The organism is Gillisia sp. Hel_I_29, assembly GCF_000744275.1.
Classification (GTDB): domain Bacteria; phylum Bacteroidota; class Bacteroidia; order Flavobacteriales; family Flavobacteriaceae; genus Gillisia.
The window spans coordinates 305,351-327,842 of record NZ_JQLP01000005.1; the positions used below are offsets into that span (position 1 = coordinate 305,351).

Annotated in this window: 18 protein-coding genes; 1 reads left to right on the top strand and 17 read right to left on the bottom strand. The window is 38.3% G+C overall.

Features of this window, described 5'->3' with window-relative positions; all coding sequences use genetic code 11:
* The first annotated feature begins 118 nt into the window (after positions 1-118).
* On the top strand, positions 119-1,465 hold the full coding sequence (locus tag P163_RS06425) for a dihydrolipoyl dehydrogenase family protein (protein WP_034888822.1): 1,347 nt from the start codon (positions 119-121) through the stop codon (positions 1,463-1,465).
* Between the two features lie 662 nt (positions 1,466-2,127).
* On the opposite strand, the gene P163_RS06430 is transcribed toward P163_RS06425, so the two are convergent.
* The 17 genes from P163_RS06430 to P163_RS06505 form a co-directional block, all read right to left on the bottom strand.
* Positions 2,128-4,629: a heavy metal translocating P-type ATPase gene (locus P163_RS06430; protein ID WP_034888824.1), complete on the bottom strand. Its 2,502-nt coding sequence runs from the start codon at positions 4,627-4,629 to the stop codon at positions 2,128-2,130.
* 107 nt (positions 4,630-4,736) lie between these two features.
* Positions 4,737-6,221 (bottom strand): PH domain-containing protein, encoded by a 1,485-nt coding sequence (locus P163_RS06435; RefSeq protein WP_034888826.1) that lies wholly within the window; start codon positions 6,219-6,221, stop codon positions 4,737-4,739.
* Positions 6,214-6,744: a PH domain-containing protein gene (locus P163_RS06440; protein WP_034888828.1), complete on the bottom strand. Its 531-nt coding sequence runs from the start codon at positions 6,742-6,744 to the stop codon at positions 6,214-6,216. The genes P163_RS06435 and P163_RS06440 overlap by 8 nt, the downstream gene beginning before the upstream one ends.
* A gap of 415 nt (positions 6,745-7,159) precedes the next feature.
* A complete protein-coding gene (locus tag P163_RS06445) occupies positions 7,160-7,780 on the bottom strand; it encodes an SCO family protein (RefSeq protein WP_034888830.1) in 621 nt (206 codons plus the stop codon).
* 30 nt (positions 7,781-7,810) lie between these two features.
* Positions 7,811-8,311 carry a hypothetical protein gene (locus tag P163_RS17805; RefSeq protein ID WP_051931163.1) on the bottom strand — a complete coding sequence of 167 codons (501 nt, stop codon included), beginning with the start codon at positions 8,309-8,311 and terminating at the stop codon, positions 7,811-7,813.
* Positions 8,312-8,327: 16 nt separating this feature from the next.
* Positions 8,328-8,861: a hypothetical protein gene (locus P163_RS06455; protein ID WP_034888832.1), complete on the bottom strand. Its 534-nt coding sequence runs from the start codon at positions 8,859-8,861 to the stop codon at positions 8,328-8,330.
* Between the two features lie 142 nt (positions 8,862-9,003).
* Complete coding sequence (locus P163_RS06460) at positions 9,004-10,629, bottom strand: multicopper oxidase family protein (RefSeq protein ID WP_034888834.1); 1,626 nt, start codon at positions 10,627-10,629, stop codon at positions 9,004-9,006.
* 15 nt (positions 10,630-10,644) lie between these two features.
* On the bottom strand, positions 10,645-12,183 hold the full coding sequence (locus tag P163_RS06465; RefSeq protein WP_051931164.1) for a vitamin K epoxide reductase family protein: 1,539 nt from the start codon (positions 12,181-12,183) through the stop codon (positions 10,645-10,647).
* Positions 12,184-12,213: 30 nt separating this feature from the next.
* Positions 12,214-13,302: an NAD-dependent epimerase/dehydratase family protein gene (locus P163_RS06470; protein WP_034888836.1), complete on the bottom strand. Its 1,089-nt coding sequence runs from the start codon at positions 13,300-13,302 to the stop codon at positions 12,214-12,216.
* A 4-nt stretch (positions 13,303-13,306) separates the two neighbouring features.
* The gene (locus P163_RS06475; RefSeq protein ID WP_034888838.1) at positions 13,307-13,648 is read right to left on the bottom strand and encodes a P-II family nitrogen regulator; all 342 of its coding nucleotides are present in this window, start codon (positions 13,646-13,648) and stop codon (positions 13,307-13,309) included.
* Entirely contained in the window at positions 13,635-13,832 is a 198-nt protein-coding gene (locus P163_RS18100) for a hypothetical protein (RefSeq protein ID WP_231556169.1), read from the bottom strand. Before P163_RS18100 ends, P163_RS06475 begins: the two co-directional genes overlap by 14 nt.
* On the bottom strand, positions 13,832-14,272 hold the full coding sequence (locus P163_RS17810) for a hypothetical protein (protein WP_156100665.1): 441 nt from the start codon (positions 14,270-14,272) through the stop codon (positions 13,832-13,834). The genes P163_RS18100 and P163_RS17810 overlap by 1 nt, the downstream gene beginning before the upstream one ends.
* Before the next feature lie 115 nt (positions 14,273-14,387).
* Positions 14,388-14,942 carry a DUF3347 domain-containing protein gene (locus P163_RS17815; RefSeq protein WP_051931166.1) on the bottom strand — a complete coding sequence of 185 codons (555 nt, stop codon included), beginning with the start codon at positions 14,940-14,942 and terminating at the stop codon, positions 14,388-14,390.
* Positions 14,943-15,016: 74 nt separating this feature from the next.
* Positions 15,017-15,586: a helix-turn-helix domain-containing protein gene (locus tag P163_RS06490; protein ID WP_034888840.1), complete on the bottom strand. Its 570-nt coding sequence runs from the start codon at positions 15,584-15,586 to the stop codon at positions 15,017-15,019.
* Between the two features lie 27 nt (positions 15,587-15,613).
* Positions 15,614-17,476 (bottom strand): efflux RND transporter periplasmic adaptor subunit, encoded by a 1,863-nt coding sequence (locus tag P163_RS06495; RefSeq protein WP_034888842.1) that lies wholly within the window; start codon positions 17,474-17,476, stop codon positions 15,614-15,616.
* A 28-nt stretch (positions 17,477-17,504) separates the two neighbouring features.
* A complete protein-coding gene (locus P163_RS06500) occupies positions 17,505-18,725 on the bottom strand; it encodes a TolC family protein (protein WP_034888844.1) in 1,221 nt (406 codons plus the stop codon).
* Positions 18,722-22,462, bottom strand: a complete 3,741-nt coding sequence (locus tag P163_RS06505; protein ID WP_034888846.1) for an efflux RND transporter permease subunit — start codon at positions 22,460-22,462, stop codon at positions 18,722-18,724. Before P163_RS06505 ends, P163_RS06500 begins: the two co-directional genes overlap by 4 nt.
* Positions 22,463-22,492: the final 30 nt, after the last annotated feature.

Here is a 22,492-nt window from a genome sequence, read left to right on the forward strand (position 1 = left end):
ACTTGGATAAATTCCCCTTAGCAACAATTATTTTAAGAAATGAAGTTTTTAATAAGTTGTATATAAAGTGATAAAATATTGATTTACGATAAATTAAAATAGCTTAAACAATTAAATTATGAAAAAATATGATGTATTTGTAATTGGTTCCGGAATGTCTGGTATGACCGTTGCCAACAAATGTGCTTCCAAAGGCCTTAAGGTTGGGATAACAGATGAATTACCATATGGCGGCACCTGTGCTTTAAGAGGTTGCGACCCTAAAAAAATAATTATTGGCGCAACAGAGGTTCGCGATTTTGCCCAAAGGCTTAAGGGAAATGGAATAGACACTATACCCAAGGTTAATTGGGAGGATATCATGGCATTTAAACAGTCTTTTGTGGATGCCATGCCACCTAAAATAGAAAAAGGATACAAAAATAAGGATATAGACACCTATCACACTTCTGCTCAATTTTTATCGGACAATACCTTGCAGATAGGTGATGAGGTTATTGAAGCAGATAAAATTGTGATTGCTTCTGGAGCAAAACCAAGAATACTTGATTTTGAAGGTAGTGAACACGCCCTTTCGAGCACTGATTTTCTCAATCTTAAAGAACTGCCACAATCTTTGCTGTTTATAGGTGGAGGATATATTGCCTTTGAGTTTGCACATATCGCTGCCCGTGCTGGCGCCGAAGTAACCATAGTACATCGTGGTGAAAATCCTTTGGAAAACTTTGAGCAGGATATTGTAAAACATCTGGTAGAAGCAACAAAAGATTTAGGGATTCATTTAATTTTAGAAACTGAAGTCACCAGCATAGAAAAAACCGAAAAAGGTTATAATGTGAAAGGAATTAAAAATGGCAAAGAAATCACTTTCACCACAAAGACGGTTTTTAATTCTGCTGGCAGGCCACCTGCTATTTTTGACCTTGATTTGGAAAAAGCAAATATCTCATATTCAAAAAAGGGAATTGAGGTGAACATGTATTTACAAAGCACTTCCAATTCTAGCGTTTATGCAGCAGGAGATGCGGCAGATACACACGGACTTCCTTTAACACCCGTTGCGGTCTTGGAAGGACATGTTTTGGCATCCAACATTATTAAAGGAAATAAAAAAGAAGTGAGTTATCCGCCAATGCCAACAGTTGTTTTTGCTTTACCCACTATGGCTTCCGTTGGCTTAACTGAAAAGCAGGTAAAAGAGGAGGGAATAAAATATAAAGTGAACTATAAATCTGCGGAAGATTGGTTTAATGCAAAGCGATTGAACGTTCCGGAATATGCATTTAAAACTATTATTGACGAAGAGACTCAAACAATTTTGGGCGCTCATTTAATTGGACCCAATGCAGAGGAAGTCATTAATATTTTTGCGATGGCCATAAAGACTAAAATGAAATTGAATGAGATTAGAGCCATGATATTTACGTATCCAACAATGGCATCTGATATTCCTCATATGCTCTAATTAAAGTATCAATCGATCAATTACGGAAGTATAATTATTATCGGCCATTAGCAGTGTCAATTGCTGACATACGAATGATGAGTAAGTACCGGTAAAGGTTTATCCATTCTTTTACAAGTGTGAGAATTGTAAACCGGTTCTGACACCAATCAAGGGAGATCGTTGTCCTTATCGTTCTTACGGAGGAGTTACTTATCCGTCTAAAGTTGTTGCTAAAAAGCCCTTGCTAAAAGACATACACATTTGCTATTCGCGCCAGCCATGGCTACACCAAAAATTGCAAAAGAGTATGTCTTTGCCTACGCTGAAAACCAAGCTGAACGGAAAAAGCCAGTGGGTAACATTGGTTAAGCGCAAATAGTTCACAAAAGAATTAAAACTGCTTTTTTAGAGACCGAGTAAAAAACAATTAAGCCGACAAGATGCCTTCCCTAATATCACTTTTAGGGATGAACTAAATTTGTCGAACTTTCTAAACACCAAATTTTATAAATTGATATTCGATTACATACCTTGAAAAATTTCGGAATACAAAATTCTCCGAGATTGAAATTTGGTGTTGTCAAAATCAGGAAATGATATGGATCATTTTATATTGAGTAATCACAAACTGCTGACTTTAGTCAGATTTAAAAATCTATTGTAGTTTAGTTCATAGTGATTTAATTAATTTTCTTTGTTCGTAATCGCAAAGCGTTAATAATTACTGAGACCGAACTAAAACTCATTGCCAAGGCTGCAATCATTGGGGAAAGCAATAGCCCGAAAAAGGGATACAATACTCCTGCGGCTATAGGGATTCCCACCGTGTTATATATAAATGCAAAAAACAAATTCTGTTTGATGTTTCTCATTACGGCTTCACTCAGATTCCTTGCTTTAACTATACCGTGTAAATCCCCTTTGACCAAGGTTATAGCTGCACTTTCAATTGCTACGTCAGTTCCAGTTCCCATTGCTATACCTACATCGCTTTTTGCCAATGCTGGAGCATCGTTTATGCCATCACCAGCCATTGCTACCACCTTTCCTTTTTCCTGTAATTTTTTGACTTCTTCTAACTTATCTTGTGGTAGCATTCCTGCTTTGAAGTCGGCAAGAGCAAGATCACCCGCAACAGCCTGAGCGGTATCGTGGTTATCGCCCGTCATCATAATCACTGCAATACCTTTGGCTTGGAGCTCTTTGATTGCTTTGGCACTGGTCTCTTTTATCTTATCGCCGATTACTACAAAGCCTGAGACTTTGCCGTCAACGGACAAAAAGGAAACTGTTTTTCCTCGTTTTTGATAGGATTGTGCTTCGGTTTCCATTTGTGATGAAATAGTTGCATTGGCGTGCTCCATCATTTTAGCATTTCCTAAATCGAGTTTTTTACCATCAACTGTTCCTTCAACTCCTTTACCTGTGACTGCACTAAAGTTCTCAGTTTTTGAGATTTCGGTATTCTGTTCTTTTCCATATTTCAAAGTAGCTTCAGCAAGTGGATGTTCACTTGAACTATTAAGCGATGCGATAAAATGTAGTATTTCGTTTTCGCGAAAGCCATCTCCAAAAACTCCTATTTTTTCAACCGCTGGTTTCCCTTCAGTAATAGTACCTGTTTTATCCACGATAAGTGTATCTACCTTGTCCATTTTTTCAAGAGCTTCGGCATTCTTTATAAGCACCCCATTCTGAGCGCCCTTACCTACACCTACCATTATAGACATTGGCGTGGCAAGACCCAATGCACAGGGGCATGCTATAATCAAAACAGCAATAGCATTAACCAAAGCATATACATAAGCTGGTTCTGGACCCCATATTGCCCAAACGGCAAATGTAATCACGGAAATAAGAACCACAATTGGCACAAAATAACTGGAAAATGTATCTGCTAGTTTTTGAATTGGCGCACGACTGCGACTCGCATCATTAACCATTTGAATGATTTGGGAGAGTAGGGTATCTGCTCCCACTTTTTCGGCCTTCATCAAAAAAGACTGGTTACCATTTATTGTTCCACTACTAACTTTATCTCCTTCGGCCTTACTTACCGGAATCGGTTCGCCGGTAATCATCGATTCATCAATAGAAGTTTGCCCTTCTGATAAAACTCCGTCAACTGGAATTTTATCGCCTGGTTTTACCCGAAGTATATCACCAATTTCAATATCATCAATAGCAACCTCTTGTTCTTCCCCATCGATGACTTTAATGGCTTTATTTGGCGCCAGTTTCAAGAGTTCCTTTACCGCAGAATTGGTTTTACTATGTGCACGTGCTTCTAAAACCTGCCCCAACATAACTAATGTCAGAATAACCGTCGTGGCCTCATAATAAACAAAAACGGTTCCAGCATCTGTCTTAAACTGGGCTGGAAAAAAATCTGGAAAAAACATCCCAAATACGCTAAATAACCAAGCAACCCCTGTACCTATACCAATGAGCGTGAACATATTTAAATTCCACGTTATAATACTACGATACGCACGTTCAAAAAACATCCAGGTGGCATAAAATACAACCGGCAGAGATAGTGCTAATTGAATCCAATTCCAATATTCAACTTTTAAAATGGAAACTAAGGGATTGTTATTGAGCAAATCTGACATTGCAATAATCAAAATGGGCAATGTAAATCCTACGGCAATCCAGAACTTTTTAATAAGTTTTTTGTAGCTCTTCTCTTCTGCGGAAAGGTCAGGTTCCATCGGCACAAGATCCATCCCACAAATAGGACAGCTGCCTGACTGGTCTTTAACTATTTGAGGATGCATAGGACAGGTCCATTGTCCAGATGGAGTGGCTGTGAGTTTTTGCTCTTTAACCAAATCCATGCCGCATACAGGACAATCGCCCGACTTATCGTAGGTTTTGTCTCCCTCACAATGCATAGGGCAATAAAATGTACCTGTGCCTTGACCTTTTGATTTTTCCGATTTTTTTTCTGAAGTATGTTTGTGCTCGCCCGGTTTGTGGATGGAATATGTACCGCCATCATTTTTAAGGGCATCTTGAAATTTTTCAATGGGGATATGTGATTCCATTTCTATGGAGGCCTCTTCCTTTTCCAAATTGACCGATGTACTGGTTACACCTTCTACATTAGAAAGCGTTTTTTCGACGTGCGTTCGGCAACCGTCGCAGGTCATTCCGTGTATGTGATAGGTATGTTTCATTTTTTTTCTAAATTATATTAAAATTATTTTTTTTGGTTCTAAAATCGGCCTACATCTTTAATTAACATGGTATTGCCTGTAAACATTGTAATTTGCCCTTGCAACAACTACATCCATTCTTCTGTTATACTTTCTATTTTGTACAGTAAATAATCCATGAGTGGTTTTGCTTGATTTTCATCTATTACTTCAAAATAAATATCTCCCGCCGCTGAATGGAAAACCAAATCTGCGAGACCTTGTTTTTTATACCAGAGTGGCTGTATTATTGAAACAGATTGTAGTTTCCACATTTCCAGATGCTGCTGCTTTCTTCTCCACACGCCAGAATACTTTACGATAAATCCTTCAGAAATAGACAGCTTTAAAGAACGAAAAAAGAGAAATTGATACCCCGCCAAAAGAATAGTATAACCCGCTATCCCAAGAATTATCCATTCTAATCTGAGATTAAGTTCATAATATCCTATGAGTAAAGGAAGCAGCAACAAAGGAAAGAGACCACGAATAATTTTTCTAAATATCAACATCCTATTCGGAACGATTTGAGAAATTTGCTTGATTTGGGTGTTATGGATGTGGTCCTTAATCCTTGAAATAAATTTTTGTGATATACCGGGAATTGTAATTACACTTTTTTCCGAATCATCTGCACTGGTTGCTAGAAAGATTTTTAACTTATTAAGGTCAAGCCGTTGTTGAATTGGATTGCTGGAAATTTCTATTGACTGTACTCTTTTCGCTTTCAGGCTCACCTTTTTATTCTTTCGAAGTCCCATTTCCACCTGCAGCCCCAGATCTGTTTTTTTTAAATGAAGATTAAAATATTTTATAAAAGTATCAGCTACAGTAACAATCAATACCGCTAATAACATCAGTAGAATCGTCCAAGGGGTAAAGGTAAAACCGTTATTACCCACCACACTTATTTCATCTGGAAAGACTTGTCTCAAAAAAATCTGATCTTTCAGAGTGAGATAAAAAGTGAGCAATAATAGCAGTCCACGGAGGTAGTTGCTGCTTAACCCGAGTTTTAAAAGCTGGAGAACGTTTAAAGAATATTGCCAATCTGTAGTAGTTTCCACTTGTTCATCTTCAGGAATTGTTCGATCTATTTTTGTTTTGATATGGCTCATCAGAAGTTCGGAGAGTTGCTCCGCTTTTACCTTAGAAAGAGCTTTAATCTCGACCTCTTTTTCTTTACTCCCAGCAGTTTCAATCAAAATGCTATAAACACCAATTATTCGCTGAAGCAGGTTTCTCTTGAAATTAACTTGCTGTATTTTATCAAAAGGGACACTTATAGTTTCTGAGCTAAAAACCCCTTTTTGGAGTACAAATTCTTCTCTTTCCCGGTCAATGAAAAAAATAAATTTTAAATAGTAAAGGATACTATAGCATAGAGCAAGAACAAGAAAGATTGCAGCTCCAACAATAGAAATCATCATCATTTGAGCATCCAGTTCTTCCATGAAAAAGTAAACCCCCAGAAACCATAAATTTCTAACAAGATGATAAAGGCTGCTGCCAAAAACAAGTATAACCCCTGTTTTTGATTGTCGGTTCGGCTCATAAAAGTTGCTGCTAATCATGAGAAGATGTTCTTTTCGAAATTTCTTCCTTTAAGCCACTCGTAATTTTTGGAAGCAAACCAGGAATTCCGATATCGCTTCCTGAACCCCCGGCCGTAAAAACCCGTAAAGTTGAAATTCCTAAAAATTTGTCCAATATATCCCTGCCCGTAGAAACATGTTGCACTCGGTTAAAAGGTACTACTGTAGTTTTTTTGTAAATAAAGCCCCGTTTGAAGATTATATCCCTTTCCCGGATTGCATAGCCGTTTCTTTTCTGCAATTGAAAGTTACGATAGTAAGAGCCAAAGAAAATTAGCAAAAACAGGATCGCCAAAAATGCCAATAAGCCTCTATAGTTTTCCACAAGCACATATCCTGCACCAAGCCCTACCAAAAATATCAAGGCACCAGCAGTTGTGATTATATTTAGTTTAACGAGATATTTCGGATTAAGTGAAGAAAACTTCACTTCTCCATATCTGGGTAGTGAATCTATATCCAGTTGCTTATTTTCAAAAATTGCCTTACTTAAAGAATCCATTTTCCATCAAATTAAATTTTCACTTCCCCATTTTAATCTTTGTCATAACATTATTTTTATACGTCGCTTTTCATCTTTGATTATGCTTAGTGTTATTCCCTAGAATGAATGTGAACCTAGCCATTTTCTTTTAAAATTACATGTTGGTCTCACATAAGAAATTCTTTCAATCCTCTTCTTAAATTAGCTTTACAAGGGAAGAATTGTAGCTTAAATAACTAATTAAATCAAAACAACTCCCCCTTTAAAGCATTTGCTTTTTCCTGTTTAAGCTGGGATTAAATTCCAGACTTTTTCAGTCATCATCCTAAGACAGGCTTTTCCTAATAAAAATTACTTTTTAAGCAAGGATGTTAATTTCAACAAAGGTCACAATGAAATAAAGTATTTCCTCACCAGATCAGTGCATTTAAAATTAATAATTGTTAAGCAATATGGGAATATCCTCAATCAGCTTATCGACTTCTTCTGTGTTGGTCCCATCATAATACCCGCGAATCCTTTTTTGTTTGTCAATTAATATAAACGCACCACTATGAATTGCTCCGCCAGGGGCAGAAGGATCTTCTTGGGCACTTACCATATAGTGGTTTTCGGCTATAGCAAAGATTTCTTCTCTATTACCAGTAACAAAGTGCCACTGACCATTATTAATATCAAGATCTTCTGCATATGTTTTTAATACTGGTACGCTATCGTGAGATGGGTCAATACTGTGAGATAGGAAAGCTACATTTTTATTTCCCTTAAATTTCTCATATACCCGTTGCATTTGGTTTTTCATTATTGGGCAGATGGTGGGGCAGGATGTAAAGAAGAAATCTGCTACATAAATTTTATCTGTAAATGTGTTGGACGTAATTGTAAGACTATCCTGATCTATAAAGCTAAAATTGGGGATATTGTGATAAATTGTATCTTCCTCATTGTTGGCTACTTCCTTATTTCCAAGAATAGGCAAATGTCTATTTTGATCTTCACAAGACGTAAGCAAACCCATTATTATTAAAAGAATAAGTTGAAATTTCACAGTCATATTTTTATCTCCATATAAGTATTGACAATTCTATATTTGTTCTGTTTTTTGGTTCTTCTTTTCCCTGATCATAAAAGTTTTTGCATTGTGAGTTGTATTGAAATAATATATTGAAGAGTCATTATCTACTTTTCGTAGGATTATTGCCATAGATTTATCTACCTCTACTTCTGTTATAGGATCTATTGCATATCGCTCTTCTGGATTTTTTAATAACCGATCTGTGCAGCTATTACAGCAACCAAAATAGGCGTGCTTTCCTATTAAAACAAATGGAATCGCTTCTGTTCTATACGTGTTGTTTAACATACACACTTCATTATTGGGCACAATTTGATAAGCCAAGTTATTATCTGCTTGATGAATTTCAGAAGGGTTAATAAACATCATTCTGTAGGCAAAAAAAGCGGCTGCTAAAAAAATTCCAAGAAAAGAGATTAGTGCAATTATTGTATCCCTTTTGGTAATTTTATTTTTTTGAGATATCTCCTTTTTTACATTTTTATTTCTATATGCTCTTTTTTGATACACTTTATAAAGTTTTAAATTATTTAAATTGTCTGTTTGAAATTATTCTTCCAACAAGAAAAATAACAATAGGGAGAATAGTGAACTGTAATAGGGGAGTGAGTCCAACCTCGATCCAAGGAACTATTGGCATATTTTCGGCATACGTCCAATGTCCCTCAGCTATATGCCAACGTTCCAATAAAATGGTACCGGTTCCGCCCGTAATTATTACGAGAATTATCTTGCTCAATTTTAATTTTCGAATCCAAAAAATATTTTCATAAAAAAGACCAAACCCATACAACATAATCAGAGTAGTCAACATATCTGTAAAAGCCGCCATTAGGCAAATCGATATATGCTCCCAGTCGTATTGGTAACCTTTATATAATGGGCCATGCAACAATTCCCAGATAGTATTGAAAACGAGTGCAATAAGAGCAATGGAAACCACATAATAGTTATATACCCATTTATCTTTAATTTTTTTTCTAAAATACCAATACATCAAAAGAACTCCGATTATAGAAAATCCGGGTAAAATAAGGACGGCCAAATTGAATTCCTCCATATTAATGCTTCTTGTTTTTTTTCGCTAGACGATAGATTAAATATATGACCAAGGCCACTAATAGTATTCCACCTGTCCACATGGCAGCACACATCCAGCAGAAGCCATCCATTTCCATATCCATAATTTTTAATTTAAGTTACTATTCTATTTTATAGTTCCGCATCATGCCCATATCCTCGTGCTCCAAATTATGGCAGTGATAAAGGAACAAGCCCTTAAAGTCCTCAAAACGCATGATGATCTTTATTTTCATTCCGGGCATTAGCAATACCGTATCCTGCCAGCCGTCATCTATAAATCCCTCCCTTACGGAATTCCACACCTCGGGATCCATATCCGATGTATCCCTTTCCAGAATATTGAATTGAACCTGATGTATATGAATGGGATGGGGCATTTGCATCATACCGCCATTCATCATGCCGCCGTTTCCCATCATTCCTTTTCCGCCCATCATACCACCATTACCCATCATGCCACCACCACTATTTACCAACTGCCATATTTCGGTGGTATTTAATTTTACGATTTCTTCACCTGCCACCTCTGTTTCCTCCCAGGTCCTACCATTGATGGTCCATTGCATGCGTTGCATAAAAAATTTGAAGGTTCTTGGATTTTTCGCATTTATGGCTTCGGAAGGATCTATTTTATTAAAAACAATGAGTTTTTCAGGAAGTATAAAACTGTTGTTTCCCGATTCATCCAAAGAAATCGTTAATACATCATATTCACTGCCCAGCGGAAGGTTACTTCTCATTTGACCCATCATGCCCATGCTCATCATCCCTGCCGAAAAGGACAGGCTTTTCAAAGTCAGTTCGGTTCCTTTAGGTTTATCTTTTAAATCCAGCCATATATCCACACGTTCAGCCACTCCCAACATCATATAGGGCATCGATCGTGGCTTTTCCAAAAGACTGCCGTCAATCCCGATCACGGTAAGCGGTGTTCCATCAGACCAACCGAGTTTATAAAAACGTGAATTTGATGCATTAAGTAGTCTTAACCGATATATAGAACCGGATTTTAAGGATAATGTTTTATCTGGCCTTCCATTAATAAAAATTTGGTTTCCTAAAAAGCCCATCATTTTATCCATTCGCCCCCTGTTCAGATATAGGAGCTGATTATCCTCATCAAATGCCCTGTCCTGAATGACAATGGGAATATCAAATTTACCTTTGGGCAGGTTCAGTTTCTCTTCCTCATCGTCACTAACTATAAGCATTCCTGCCAGTCCATTGTAGACCTGTGGACCTGTGCGCCCGTGTGGATGTGGGTGAAACCAATACGTGCCCGCACGGTTCATAATCTCAAATTCATAAATATAGGTTTCCCCATTTTCTATAACATCTTTGGGATGGCCGTCATATTTTTCCGGTACGTGCATACCGTGCCAATGCACAATACTTTTTTCAGGCAACTGGTTTTTAAAACGGATCCTTAACTTTTGGCCTTTCTGCACACGCAGTATTGGGCCTAGATAACTACCGTCTAGGTGTTGAACCGCATTGGGGTCGCCGGTATTCAATTTGGCCTCAAACATCCAAACATTTGTGGAACTTCCTTGAAAAAAGGGTACTTGACTTTCCTTGGCGGTAAGATCAATATCCAGATCTGGTTCGAAATTAGGATCTGAACTTTCATTTTTTTTAGATGAAAGTCCTTCGCAAGCATTTAGAAAGGGCCACGAGAGGAGAACAGCGGCTCCCGTACTGCCCAATTTTATAAATTTTCTACGATCAAGCTCTTCAATATCCATATTGTTTTAATTTTTCTACTTAATATACTTATCCCATAAGCCATATTTTTCCCTAATAGTGCCTTTGGAAAAAGAAAGCAACATAATAATAAGACCACTTATACTGCTACTTACGTTGAGTGACATGTTTCCGTCATCAATAAACCAAGGCAATAAAATCAGTGCTAAGCCCAACAGCACATTCAGATAGCGGAAGGTTCTCAAGACCTCTGCCATAGCAACTACTGCCATTACCACAACCAAGGCACCACCTAAATGATTTAGGTCTGCCGCGTGGGTTTCTATTCCCACACCAAACACAGTCGGGGAAAACATCAACCATAGTCCCAGGAGTGTGGCGACGGTCAATTGCCAAGGAGCAGTCATTCCCCAAATAGAGGATTTAAATACCTTCCAGGGGCTTTCGTGGAGTTCAACAAGTCCGGGAGAACGTTCATCCATTTTTGTTGTTATTGCATCCCCTCCTTTCCAGAAGACCTTCCATAAAGAATCTCCCTTGCGTTTTCTTTGTACCATATGCTGCCACATGGCGATCACTTCATCGATCTGCAATGGAATCATGGGCAGCATTACCGCTGCGGTAAATAGGCAAAGTGCGCACCAAGCTCCCACCGTTAAGGGCTGGGATACCACTAAAAAAATACTGACAAATCCTAGTGGAATAACCAAAATACCGAAAAAAGTGACCATCCACGGCATTGTACGCCATCGAGAAGTGGCTCCCATAAAGCCCATTAAAAATTCCAAGGTGTATGCAAAAGATCCCAAAGCGGCATCCGATACCGGCCAGGAATGTGACATATCTGAATTTAGAACATTTAAAGTGCCATCACCGAAGAATGGGTCCCAGGCGTAATCCACGTAGCCTAACTGAAATGCCGCCAAATAACGGGCGGCTATCCAACCCATAAATGCAAGAACGATCATAATCCATCGTTGTGGCCAACTCGAAGGATTATAAGACCAACCTGTGGGCAAATCACCTCCCATTTTCATAAACATAATCATATTGGGCATTCCAGGGATAAGAATGGTTAGGGCGATTACCAAAGCACCAATCATGGTTCCATTATAATAGGCTATAGCCGTAGGGGCCCAAAAAATCAATGGCGCCATGCTTATCCATATTCCTACAAAACAGGCAATCCAGACGCTATAAGGTCTATTCGGTTTTAGGGAGCGCCAGCCAAAAAATATAAGTAAAAAACCACTTATGATATCGCTCCAGCGCATTGCCGCAATACGGTCTGCAAGGGAAAGCCAAACATCCCTTCCGCCACTAGGAGATACCACATTATTTCCGTAGTCAAAAGTAAGCGGAGAAAAAATCATCCATACCCCTAAAAGTATAACCACCCAATACACCCAAAGAGTCTGTTTATGGTGTGCGATCAACATCTCTTTCCGTTGCCCAGAATCCATCATCATTTCATTCCCTCCATCCATTTTCATATCAGACATTGGCCGAGTGACTCCTCGTTTTCCCATTTTCCCGTGTTTCTTTTCTGTCTTTTGGGGATTCTGATTACTTGGGTTCTGTTTTTCAGTTGCCATAATGGTTTTTTTTGGTGGGTTAATTTTATATCATTTTTCGGACTGCTTTTCTTTTAAATCGGAAGGAGGTTTAAGGTCATTTTCCTTGTACCATTTTAGAGGATCTGACTTTAAGTTATCTATTATCTTCGGAAGCGTAGTGCTCAAACGATGTTTTGGCTCCCAATCCAGCATTTTATTTGCACGCGAAATATCGAGTTCCATGTGGTCATCCGTCAAATCGACCATCCAGGGTTTGATAAAGGAATCACCAAAGAGGCCCTGAACCCATGCACCAGTTTTTGCTACGAATTTTGGAATCTTATAAGTTTTCCATTCTTTATTAAAAAGCAAACGTGCAATTTCATTCTGTAGCTCAATAAAGCTCATTGTTTCGGGTTCGCCCAGGTTAATGGTGGTCATCCCTGAGAATTCTTTCCTTTTTTCTATAGCTTTAATTAAACCTGTAATAAGATCATCAAGGTGAACATAGGGGTTTCCACGGTCAAATTTACCGGGGTAAAAATGACTGGTCAACTGGTTTTCGTATATACGCTGAATTTGGTTGGTAATAGGGATCGAATCACCCTCGTTGCTGTAAACTCCGGCTATCCTCAAATTCATGACCGAAATTTTACCTCTTTTGGAACGGAGTATTTTCTCGGTATCAACTTTAGATTGAGGGTAATCCCATTTTGGGTTCACCGGGGATTCTTCTGTAATATCTATGCCGGGTTTAGTAGAATCATACACCAGTAGGCTACTGGAAAATACAAATTGCTCAACTTCAAACCCCTGTAAAACTCTTAAGAGGCGTTCTGTGCCTTCCACCGTGATTTTTTGATAGAGTGGGCTTGGTTCACCTGAAAAATCATAATATGCAGCCAAATGCACTACGGATGCAATTCTATTTCCATAAGCGAACCGGATACGCTCAAAGGCGTTTTCCATACTTTTATCTGAAGTGATATCGATACAAACACATTCGGCCGTAATAGGAGGAAAGGGATAACCTATGTTATCTAGTCCTATAACCAAATAATTCTTTGACAATTCATTTATGAGCGTGGTTCCTATTAATCCACTGCTACCACTTACTACGATAATATCTTTTTTGGTTTTTATAGCTGGTTCTTCCATATATTTATTGTTCTATATCTTCTTTGCTTAACTTGCCCGTTCTTACTTTGTAGATTTCCAGCACTTCAGAAACATAAATAAGGCCTTCGCCTTTTTCGCCCTTCCCGCTATGTTGGTGAATTACTTGAACTATGCTTTCCACATCTTCTTTCTTACATACAATTTCCAATTTGGACATTTTACTGTGAGTCAACGGAAACCGAAGTGAAGGGGAGTCACTTTTTTTAGTATAGTTTCCGGTACCTTCCGCTTCGGAAATCGTTAAGCTCTTAAAACCTTCAGTACGTAAAGCTTGCATGACTTCGTTTGCCCTTTTTTCGCGTATAAATGCTTTAACTTCCCTCATGATTATCGTTATTTTCGTTTTTCCGTTTCATCAAAAGCATCGGTAGCAGGCAAACTAGGAATATCAATCCAAAGAATAGCCAGCTACCATAGCCCTGAATACCTAAAAATGGCCAAATAAAAGAAAGGACCAGCACCGATATGCAACCTATAATCATCCATTTCATCATTTGGTTCATTTTCATTAGTTATCGTTTTTATGCATTTCCATATTATGCCCTTTTTTTATGGATTTATCATTTTTGTTCTTGGGGGCCATCGATTTCTCGTCTTTCATCTTGTCCATCATATTCATCATCTTATCATTGTCCATCATCATCATGCACATCTTCTTGCACATCCCATCATCCTCTGAGGCTCCGTCCATCATTTCTCCCATCATCATATCCTTCATATGGCCATCCTTCATCATCATATCCCCCATCATTTTACAAGATGTCGAATCTTTTTTGGCATCCTTCATCATTCGTTGCATCATCTCCTTTTTTAATTCAGGATTCTCCATTATCGCTGTGTAGACCTGTTCTTTCTTTTGGTTGTCTTGCATCATCATCTTCATAGCTGAATCTTTCTCTTGAGCTTGAAGTCCTATTGTACCCAGCATAACTATGCCAAGTACAAACATTGTTTTAATTGCATTTTTCATGATAATTTTTTTTATATTAAATTAATAGTAGTGCCTACATAAAGAGCTTGATAAAACCTAACCAATTTTACACAGCTCTTTTGCAGGGCTTTTTTTATTTATTGTTTAAAGTTTCTTTTACAGATCCACAACCTGGCATTTTTTGACCCATATAAGGATTGCGGATCTTTTCGTTCATGCTTAACCAATTGGCACCATTACCGTCATTCGCCATTGGACAATAGTTCCAATACAGGGTGTTCTCAAGATTTTTGTCCTTGGCTTTTGCATAGAGAGCAGTGGACATTTTACTGAAATTTTTACGTTGCTCCATTAAATCGTTGGAACCAGCTATTGCATTGGCAAAAGATGCAATGTCACTATCCATTTTAGCCATTTTCTTCGCCGCTGACTGAGCAGCTTCGGAATCATCGGAAACCAAGGCATCCTTAATTTCAAGATAGGATGATATTATCATGGAAAATTCATCTTGTTGTTCTGAACTCCCCATTTCCTCATTTTCGCCCATCATTGTACCCATCGAACTATTATCCATTGTTTCATCCATCATGTGTTTATCATTTTTATTTCCCATTTGATTACAGGAAGTTGTAAAACTGAACAATCCAAATGCCACCACAGCAGCTATACTTATTTTTACTATTTTCATAATTCTTTCGTTTTTAATTATTATCTAAATTACTGTTAATTAATTAATTACATTTCTATAATTTTGGGAAATGTTTATAGAATTCGGTTTAATGGATTCCTAATATTTGATCCTATAGTCTTATATTCTGATAGACTCATTCCTGTCTCGGTTTTAAATTGTCCGCTAAGATGCCCAAGATTACTGTAGCCCAACAAATGTGATAGTTCCGTAAAATTATGTTCTTGGGAAGGAATCAACTCTTTAACTTTTTCTATTTTGAGTTTAATAAAGTATTTTTCGATTGTAATTTGTTGATTAAATGAAAACAATTTACTCAGCGTGAAATAATCTTGATTCAACCTGTCCTTGAGATAATCTGATAATTTTATGTCCCTATATTCAGGAATCAAGGGGATGAGTTCGATAAGCGCTATTTTCACGCGCTCTACCAGTTTATCCTCTGGACTTTCAATAAGGTCAAAATCATTAGTCCTTAAAACTTCAATAAGTTGTTTTTTGGTTTCTAGGACATTTTCTGTGTCGATAACGACTTTTCCCAATTCAATTTCAGTAATGCACAAGTTCTTTTTTTGAAGCGCATCCCTGATTATTTTAATACAGCTGCGACAAACCATATTTTTAATATAAAATTCTTTTTTCATCCTTGGTCGATTATGTGGTTAGATGGACTATTTATTCGAAGTTATTTCCTGCTTCACCTCTCCACAGCTTCTCATATCGGCGGCCATAAACGGATTTTGAATTTCCTGATCTGCACTTAGCCAGAAAGCACCTTTGTTATTGTTGGCCATTGGGCAAAAATCGACATAAAGTTTTTCATCTCCCGGGCCATATGCCTCAACCACTTTTATTAAGGGCTGGGACAAGTAAATAAAGTTCTCTCGTTTTCCAGCAATGGTAGAAGCCTCTTTGCAAAGCTTCGCGTGTTGCATCAAAAAGCTTTTCTTTTCTTCCCAAAATGCCTTGGCATCACCTTTAAGTACATTGCCGTCAACGTTTTGCAGTGCTTTCAACAATTCGCTGCTGTATTTGGATGTAGCTTTTTCATCGGCCTGTACCAAACCGTCTTTTAAAGAAAGGTATGCATGGATCACTGCATCCAATTGTTGTCTAAACGCTTTCGGAGTGTCTTTACGAAAATCATAAACTTTGCCTTCCAAAAATTTCTTCGTACTTACCTGACCTTGCTTGATTTGTTCATCGTCCGTTTTGGTATTGGATGCACCTCCCATATTCATACCGGGCATTCCAGGCATAGTATTGGCGCTGCCGCCTTCTGGACTCATCATTGATTTTTTGCCTTTTAATTGTGCAGCAGCATCTACCGTAAAGGTACCTTGGGTTACAATTTGCTCCCCATTCTGTAAACCTTCAAGTATTTCATATTGATCGCCACGGGATTTCCCAAGCTTTACCTTCCTGAGTTCAAAAACGGGTGCATTATCATTAGACTTTACATAAACTACAGAGCGTTCCCCGGTCCACATTACCGCGCTTTGCGGAACAACTATAGTCTCATTTCCATCATTGGTAAGTCCCTTGACCTTTCCTTGAAGAAACATCCCGGGTTTAAAGAGATCTTCGTTATTGGGCAGTACGGCACGAATTTTCACTGTTCGCGATGCCGTATTTAAAACGGGATCTATAAAGGATATCTTGGCGGTAAATTCCTTGGCGGGATAAGCATTTGTGGCAATCTGGATTTCTTGACCTTCCTGTAAACTGGAAATCTGATTTTCATAAGCGTCAAACATTGCCCACACAGAACTTAAATCTGTTATTTTATACAGAGGTTGTCCTTGTTTAATATAATCACCTTCCTGCGCCATTTTATCCGTTACTGTTCCTGATACGGTTGCATAGACCGGGAAATTTTCTTTTACTTGACCAGAAGATTCAATACTATTTATTTGTTTTTCTGAAAGTTTCCAAAGCTTTAATTTGTTTCTAACAGCCTTGTATAGACCAGGCTGTGATTCTTTTAAAGAAGCCGTGGTTAAAAGTTCTTGTTGTGCTGAAACTAATTCTGGCGAATATATTGTCGCCAAAAGTTGACCCCTATTTACCTGTTCGCCAGTAAAATTAATATAGAGTTTTTCTATCCTTCCAGCAAAGTAAGATACTTGTACTGCATTTAATTCTTCATTTTCCATTACTTTACCAGAAAGTACGAGGGTATTGTCTTCTAGGCCTGAACCACCTACCAAAGTTGTTTGAATGTTGGCCAATGCCAATGCATTTTCCGTCATTTTAAATTGGTCTGCTGTCAACCCCCCAGCACTTTGTTCCGCAGGAATTAGATCCATTCCACAAATTGGACAATCCCCAGGTTCAGGTAGCATAATTTGTGGATGCATGGAACAGGTCCACATTTGCGGTTCCCCATTTTCCGTTCCATGACCATGCTCGTCAGCTATTTCAGCCATCTCATCACTATTCATGGTTTCATTTGATGAACCTGTGCCGAATATTACATATCCCAGCACTAATCCACCAATCAATATCCCTATGTATATACCGTATTTTTTCATTTTGTTCTATATTATTAATCCTAAAAGATTAGTTATTGTTACTTAAATAATTGATAATGGCCATTTGTACATAATAATTCTTGACAGACTCAATACTACTGATCTGAAATTTTAATTGTAATTCCTGAACATCCAGCACATCATTAAAATCGATACTGCCACTTTCATAACTTTTAATCAAAATTTCCTCGGCATCATTCGCTTGTTGCAAATTATCTAATTGCGTTCTATAACTTATTCGAGAAGCCTCTCGGGTACTTATAGCTGTTACCAATATTGTTTCCAGCTTATTCCTACGATCATTCTTTTGTGCTGCAAGTTCCTGTTGTCTCAACTTATTTTGCTTTGTGATGGATTTATATCTATTGTTGAAAATGGGGATAGATATAGATACCATGGGCATCAAAATATCTTTACCATTATCATTAAAATCCATATTGGGACGTTCAGTCACCGCAATATAGTCCACTCCCAAACCAAGATCGGGCAGGGACTCTTTTTGATTAAGCAGTTCAGCCTGTTCTACAGATTGGTATAGCTCATCATATTTTAACAATTCTGGGTGGATGTTCAAAGCGTTTAATGGAACCATAGGATCTACGGAAGGAAGATCCAAAGTATCATATACAACGACTTCTATATTGTCATCCCGGTTTAAAAGTTGGTTGAAAACACTTTGTTCCGCTATAACATCCTGTTCTAACACATCCTTACGCTCCACAAGTTCGTTTTGCCGTATTTGTAGGCGTAGAACATCTACTGCGGAAGCTTTTCCAACTTCAAGGGAGGTCAGGGCGAGCTTCTCATAAGTGTCCAAAAGTGCTATGTTTTCTTCCAGTACACGTTGCCTTGCTTTGATGGAGTATAAGCGGTAATAGGATTGTGACACGGAAAGAGCCAATTTTCTTTTTGCGATGGTGATTTCTAAATATTCGGCTTCTGCCAAGGAGGTCGCGTAATTTTCACGTGCCGTAATGGTTCCAAACCAAGGAATCATCTGCTTAACAGATAATTTGGCTGTCTGAGCACCCGTTCGGGTTTCAGGCTCACTAACAAAATATCCACCACTAACCTCAGAGTTGGGCAAGGTATTAACTTCATTCACCTTTTCTTCTGCTATCTCATATCGAAGTTCAAAAGCTTGTATTTCAGGGTTATTCGATTCCGCTTCCTGAATGTACGGCTGTAATTCTTGTGCCTGTGCCTGAAGGAAAAATAACACGGTGACTATTAAAATTATATTTCTCATTTGTTTCTTCTTTTAAGTGCAAATTCTTTTTTCCAACTAAACAATACTGGTACTACAAAGAGTGTCATCAAAGCGATAAGCATTCCCCCAAAACTTGGTATAGCCATAGGTATCATAATATCACTACCGCGACCCGTGGAGGTAAGGATTGGTAACAATGCCAATATCGTGGTTGCCGTGGTCATTAAACAAGGGCGTATCCTTTTTTCCCCGGCTTCGACTATAGAATCCCTAATTTCTTCCTTGTTATCAGGTTCATTCCTGTCAAAGGTTTGCGTTAAATAAGTGGCCATAACTACCCCGTCATCTGTAGCAATACCAAACAGAGCAATAAAACCGACCCAGACTGCGACACTCAAATTGATGGGATGGATCTGGAATAGATCACGCATATTTTCTCCAAAAAAACCAAAGTTTAGGAACCAGTCCTGCCCATAAAACCAAATCATCAAAAAACCTCCGGCAAATGCAACCGCAATACCTGTAAATACCATTAAGGAGGTAGAAACAGATTTAAATTGGAAATACAGTATCAAAAAGATGATGACCAAAGCTAATGGCACTACGATGGAAAGCGTCTTTTCTGCTCGCAGCTGGTTCTCATAAGTACCTGTGAATTTATAAGTAATCCCTTTTGGCACGACCAGTTCGCCTGAATCTATTTTTCCTTGGATTACTGCCTGTGCGTTTTCTACGACATTTACCTCTGCAAAACCGTCTATTTTATCGAACAGTACATAACCAATTAAAAAGGTGTCTTCACTTTTTATGATTTGAGGTCCCTGTTCATAACGTATTTCTACCAATTCGCCCAAGGGTACAGGATTTCCTTTTTCTACAGGAACATAAATGTCCTTTATATCCTGAGGGTTCTCACGAAGTTCCCGGGGGTATCTAATACGAACACCATATCTCTCCCGTCCCTCAACGGTTTCGGTGATTTGCATACCACCAATGGCGACTTTTAGCGTTTGTTGAACGTCTGCTATGGAGATGCCGTAGCGTTCTAATCGCTCCCTTTTGATATCTATAAGAAGATAGGGTTTTCCAACGATACGATCAGCAAATACAGCTTCATCTTTTACACCATCTGCCTCTTTTATTATTTCTTCGAGTTTGAGGCCGAAAGCTTCGATTTCCCTTAGATCCTGACCTTTTACTTTAATCCCCATAGGGGCACGCATTCCTGTTTGCAACATTACCAGTCGGGTTTCTATAGGCTGCAATTTAGGTGCCGATGTGATGCCTGGTATTTTGGTAACCCTAACTATTTCATTCCATATATCATCAGGAGATTCAATCTCAGGGCGCCAGTTCCTATAATACTCGCCATCTTCGTCCATTATAAGATCATCTCGTTTGACCAAGGAAGGATCCTTGAAGTCATCCGCAGAATAATCGGATTGTTCTTTATCCAGTTCGGAATTAGGGTTCATGACCAATTTGCCGTCTTTTAAAACAAACATTCCATCATCATTGACCTTGTACCGTTGCCATTCTCTTTCATCATTCAGCATATACTCTGATTTATACTGAATAATATTTTCATACATGGAGAGTGGAGCAGAATCCAAGGCAGATTCTGTTCTACCGGCCTTACCTACTACCGTTTTGACTTCTGGAATACTAGCTACTGCCATATCCAGTTGCCTAAGTATGCGTTTGTTTTCTTCTACACCTGCATGGGGCATAGAAGTGGGCATTAGTAGAAAAGACCCCTCATTAAGGGAGGGCATAAATTCCTTACCAGTATTCTGCATTATAAGCACCCCTAAAATCACAATAACGGTAGGTACAGATAAGAACAATATTTTGTTCCGAAGTGCCCATCGTAATATTCTTGTATAATATTTTTTAAACAAAGCGAATATTCCTAATAAACCAAATGCTATAATACTTACAAAAATAAGGTTAAAGAAAACACTCCTTTCAAGCCCTAATGGTCGCCAGTATTCAGCCAATAGATAAACTATAGTAATAACTGATATAATGATATTGATTAAATTTGAACGTTTTGGAGAAATTTTCTTTTTCAATAATAAAATCCCTGTGATACCAAAAGCGATTAGTACCAAGCCTAGAACATAACCAAAAAAGAGCGCTGCAATACCAAGCGCCACTATTATAGAACTAACAGTATATCCCGCAACGCTCTTAATATTTCTTTTCTTAAAAAAGATAGCGGCGAAGGGAGGTATTAAAAAGAGGGCGACTACCAAGGATGCAGTAAGGGCCATAGTCTTGGTAAAGGCTAGTGGTCGGAACAATTTTCCTTCGGCACCAATCATAGTGAACACGGGGATAAAACTAATAATCGTCGTTAAAACTGCTGTGAGTATGGCACCTGAAACCTCTGCCGTAGCATTGTATACGATTTCATTTATAGATAATTCACCTTCGTCCTCATCCAGATGCCTGATAATGTTTTCGGAAAGTATGACGCCCACATCTACCATTGTCCCAATAGCGATTGCAATTCCCGATAAGGCTACTATATTGGCAGGGACGCCGAAAAGCTTCATCGAGATAAAGACCATTAATACAGCCACGGGCAAGAGACCAGATATAAGAATGGATGCCCGAAGATTGAAGACCATTACAATTATCACCAAGACCGTGATAAGTATCTCAAGCGTCAAGGCCTCGTTGAGTGTACCAAGAGTTTCTTGAATCAATTCTGTACGATCATAAAAAGGTACAATAGTTACTTGCGACGTTCTGCCATCGCTTAATTCTTTTGAAGGTAGTCCAGCACTTATCTCCTGTATTTTTTCTTTAACATTGTTAATAACCTCCAAGGGATTGGCTCCATACCTAGCAACTACAACTCCACCTACAACTTCTGCTCCTTCCTTATCTAATATTCCTCGACGTGTTTTAGGACCAAGGTTCACTTTTGCAATATCCTTTATACGTATAGAAGTAAAATTTTCAGACGTAACTACGGTATTCTCAATATCCTCAAGAGACCTTATATAACCCAATCCGCGAACAAGATATTCTGCCTTATTGATTTCCAAGGTTTGAGCACCAATATCCTCATTGCTTTGTCGGGTTGCTTTAACAACTTGCTGAAGGCTAATGTTATATTGTTTCATTAGTTCCGGATCCACATCTATCTGATACTCTTGAACGAACCCGCCGACGGAAGCAACTTCGGACACTCCACTAGCACCTGATAGTGCATATTTTACATAAAAATCCTGAATGCTCCTTAATTCGTTTAAATCCCATCCTCCGGTTACATTGCCATTCTGGTCCCTTCCTTCAAGTGTGTACCAAAATATCTGACCAAGGCCAGTGGCATCTGGTCCCAATGAGGGGTTTACATCGTCTGGTAATAAACCAGAGGGCAATGAGTTTAGTTTTTCGAGTATGCGACTTCGGCTCCAGTAAAATTCTATATCTTCTTCAAAAATGATATAAATAGCAGAGAAACCGAACATGGAGGAACTCCTAATTGTTTTAACACCCGGTATACCAAGCAGGGATGTAGTTAAAGGATATGTTATTTGATCTTCTATATCCTGTGGGGAACGACCGTCCCATTTTGTATAAACAATTTGTTGATTTTCACCAATATCTGGAATAGCATCAACCGCCACAGGGTCACTAGGTAAGATTCCGTTATCCCATCCAAACGGGGCAACAACTATTCCCCAGCCAACGAATAATGCAAGTAACAGTACTGCTACCAACTTATTCTCAATTAAAAATTTAATACTTTTATTTAACATATTATCGATTATTAAGCAATTACAGTAGGA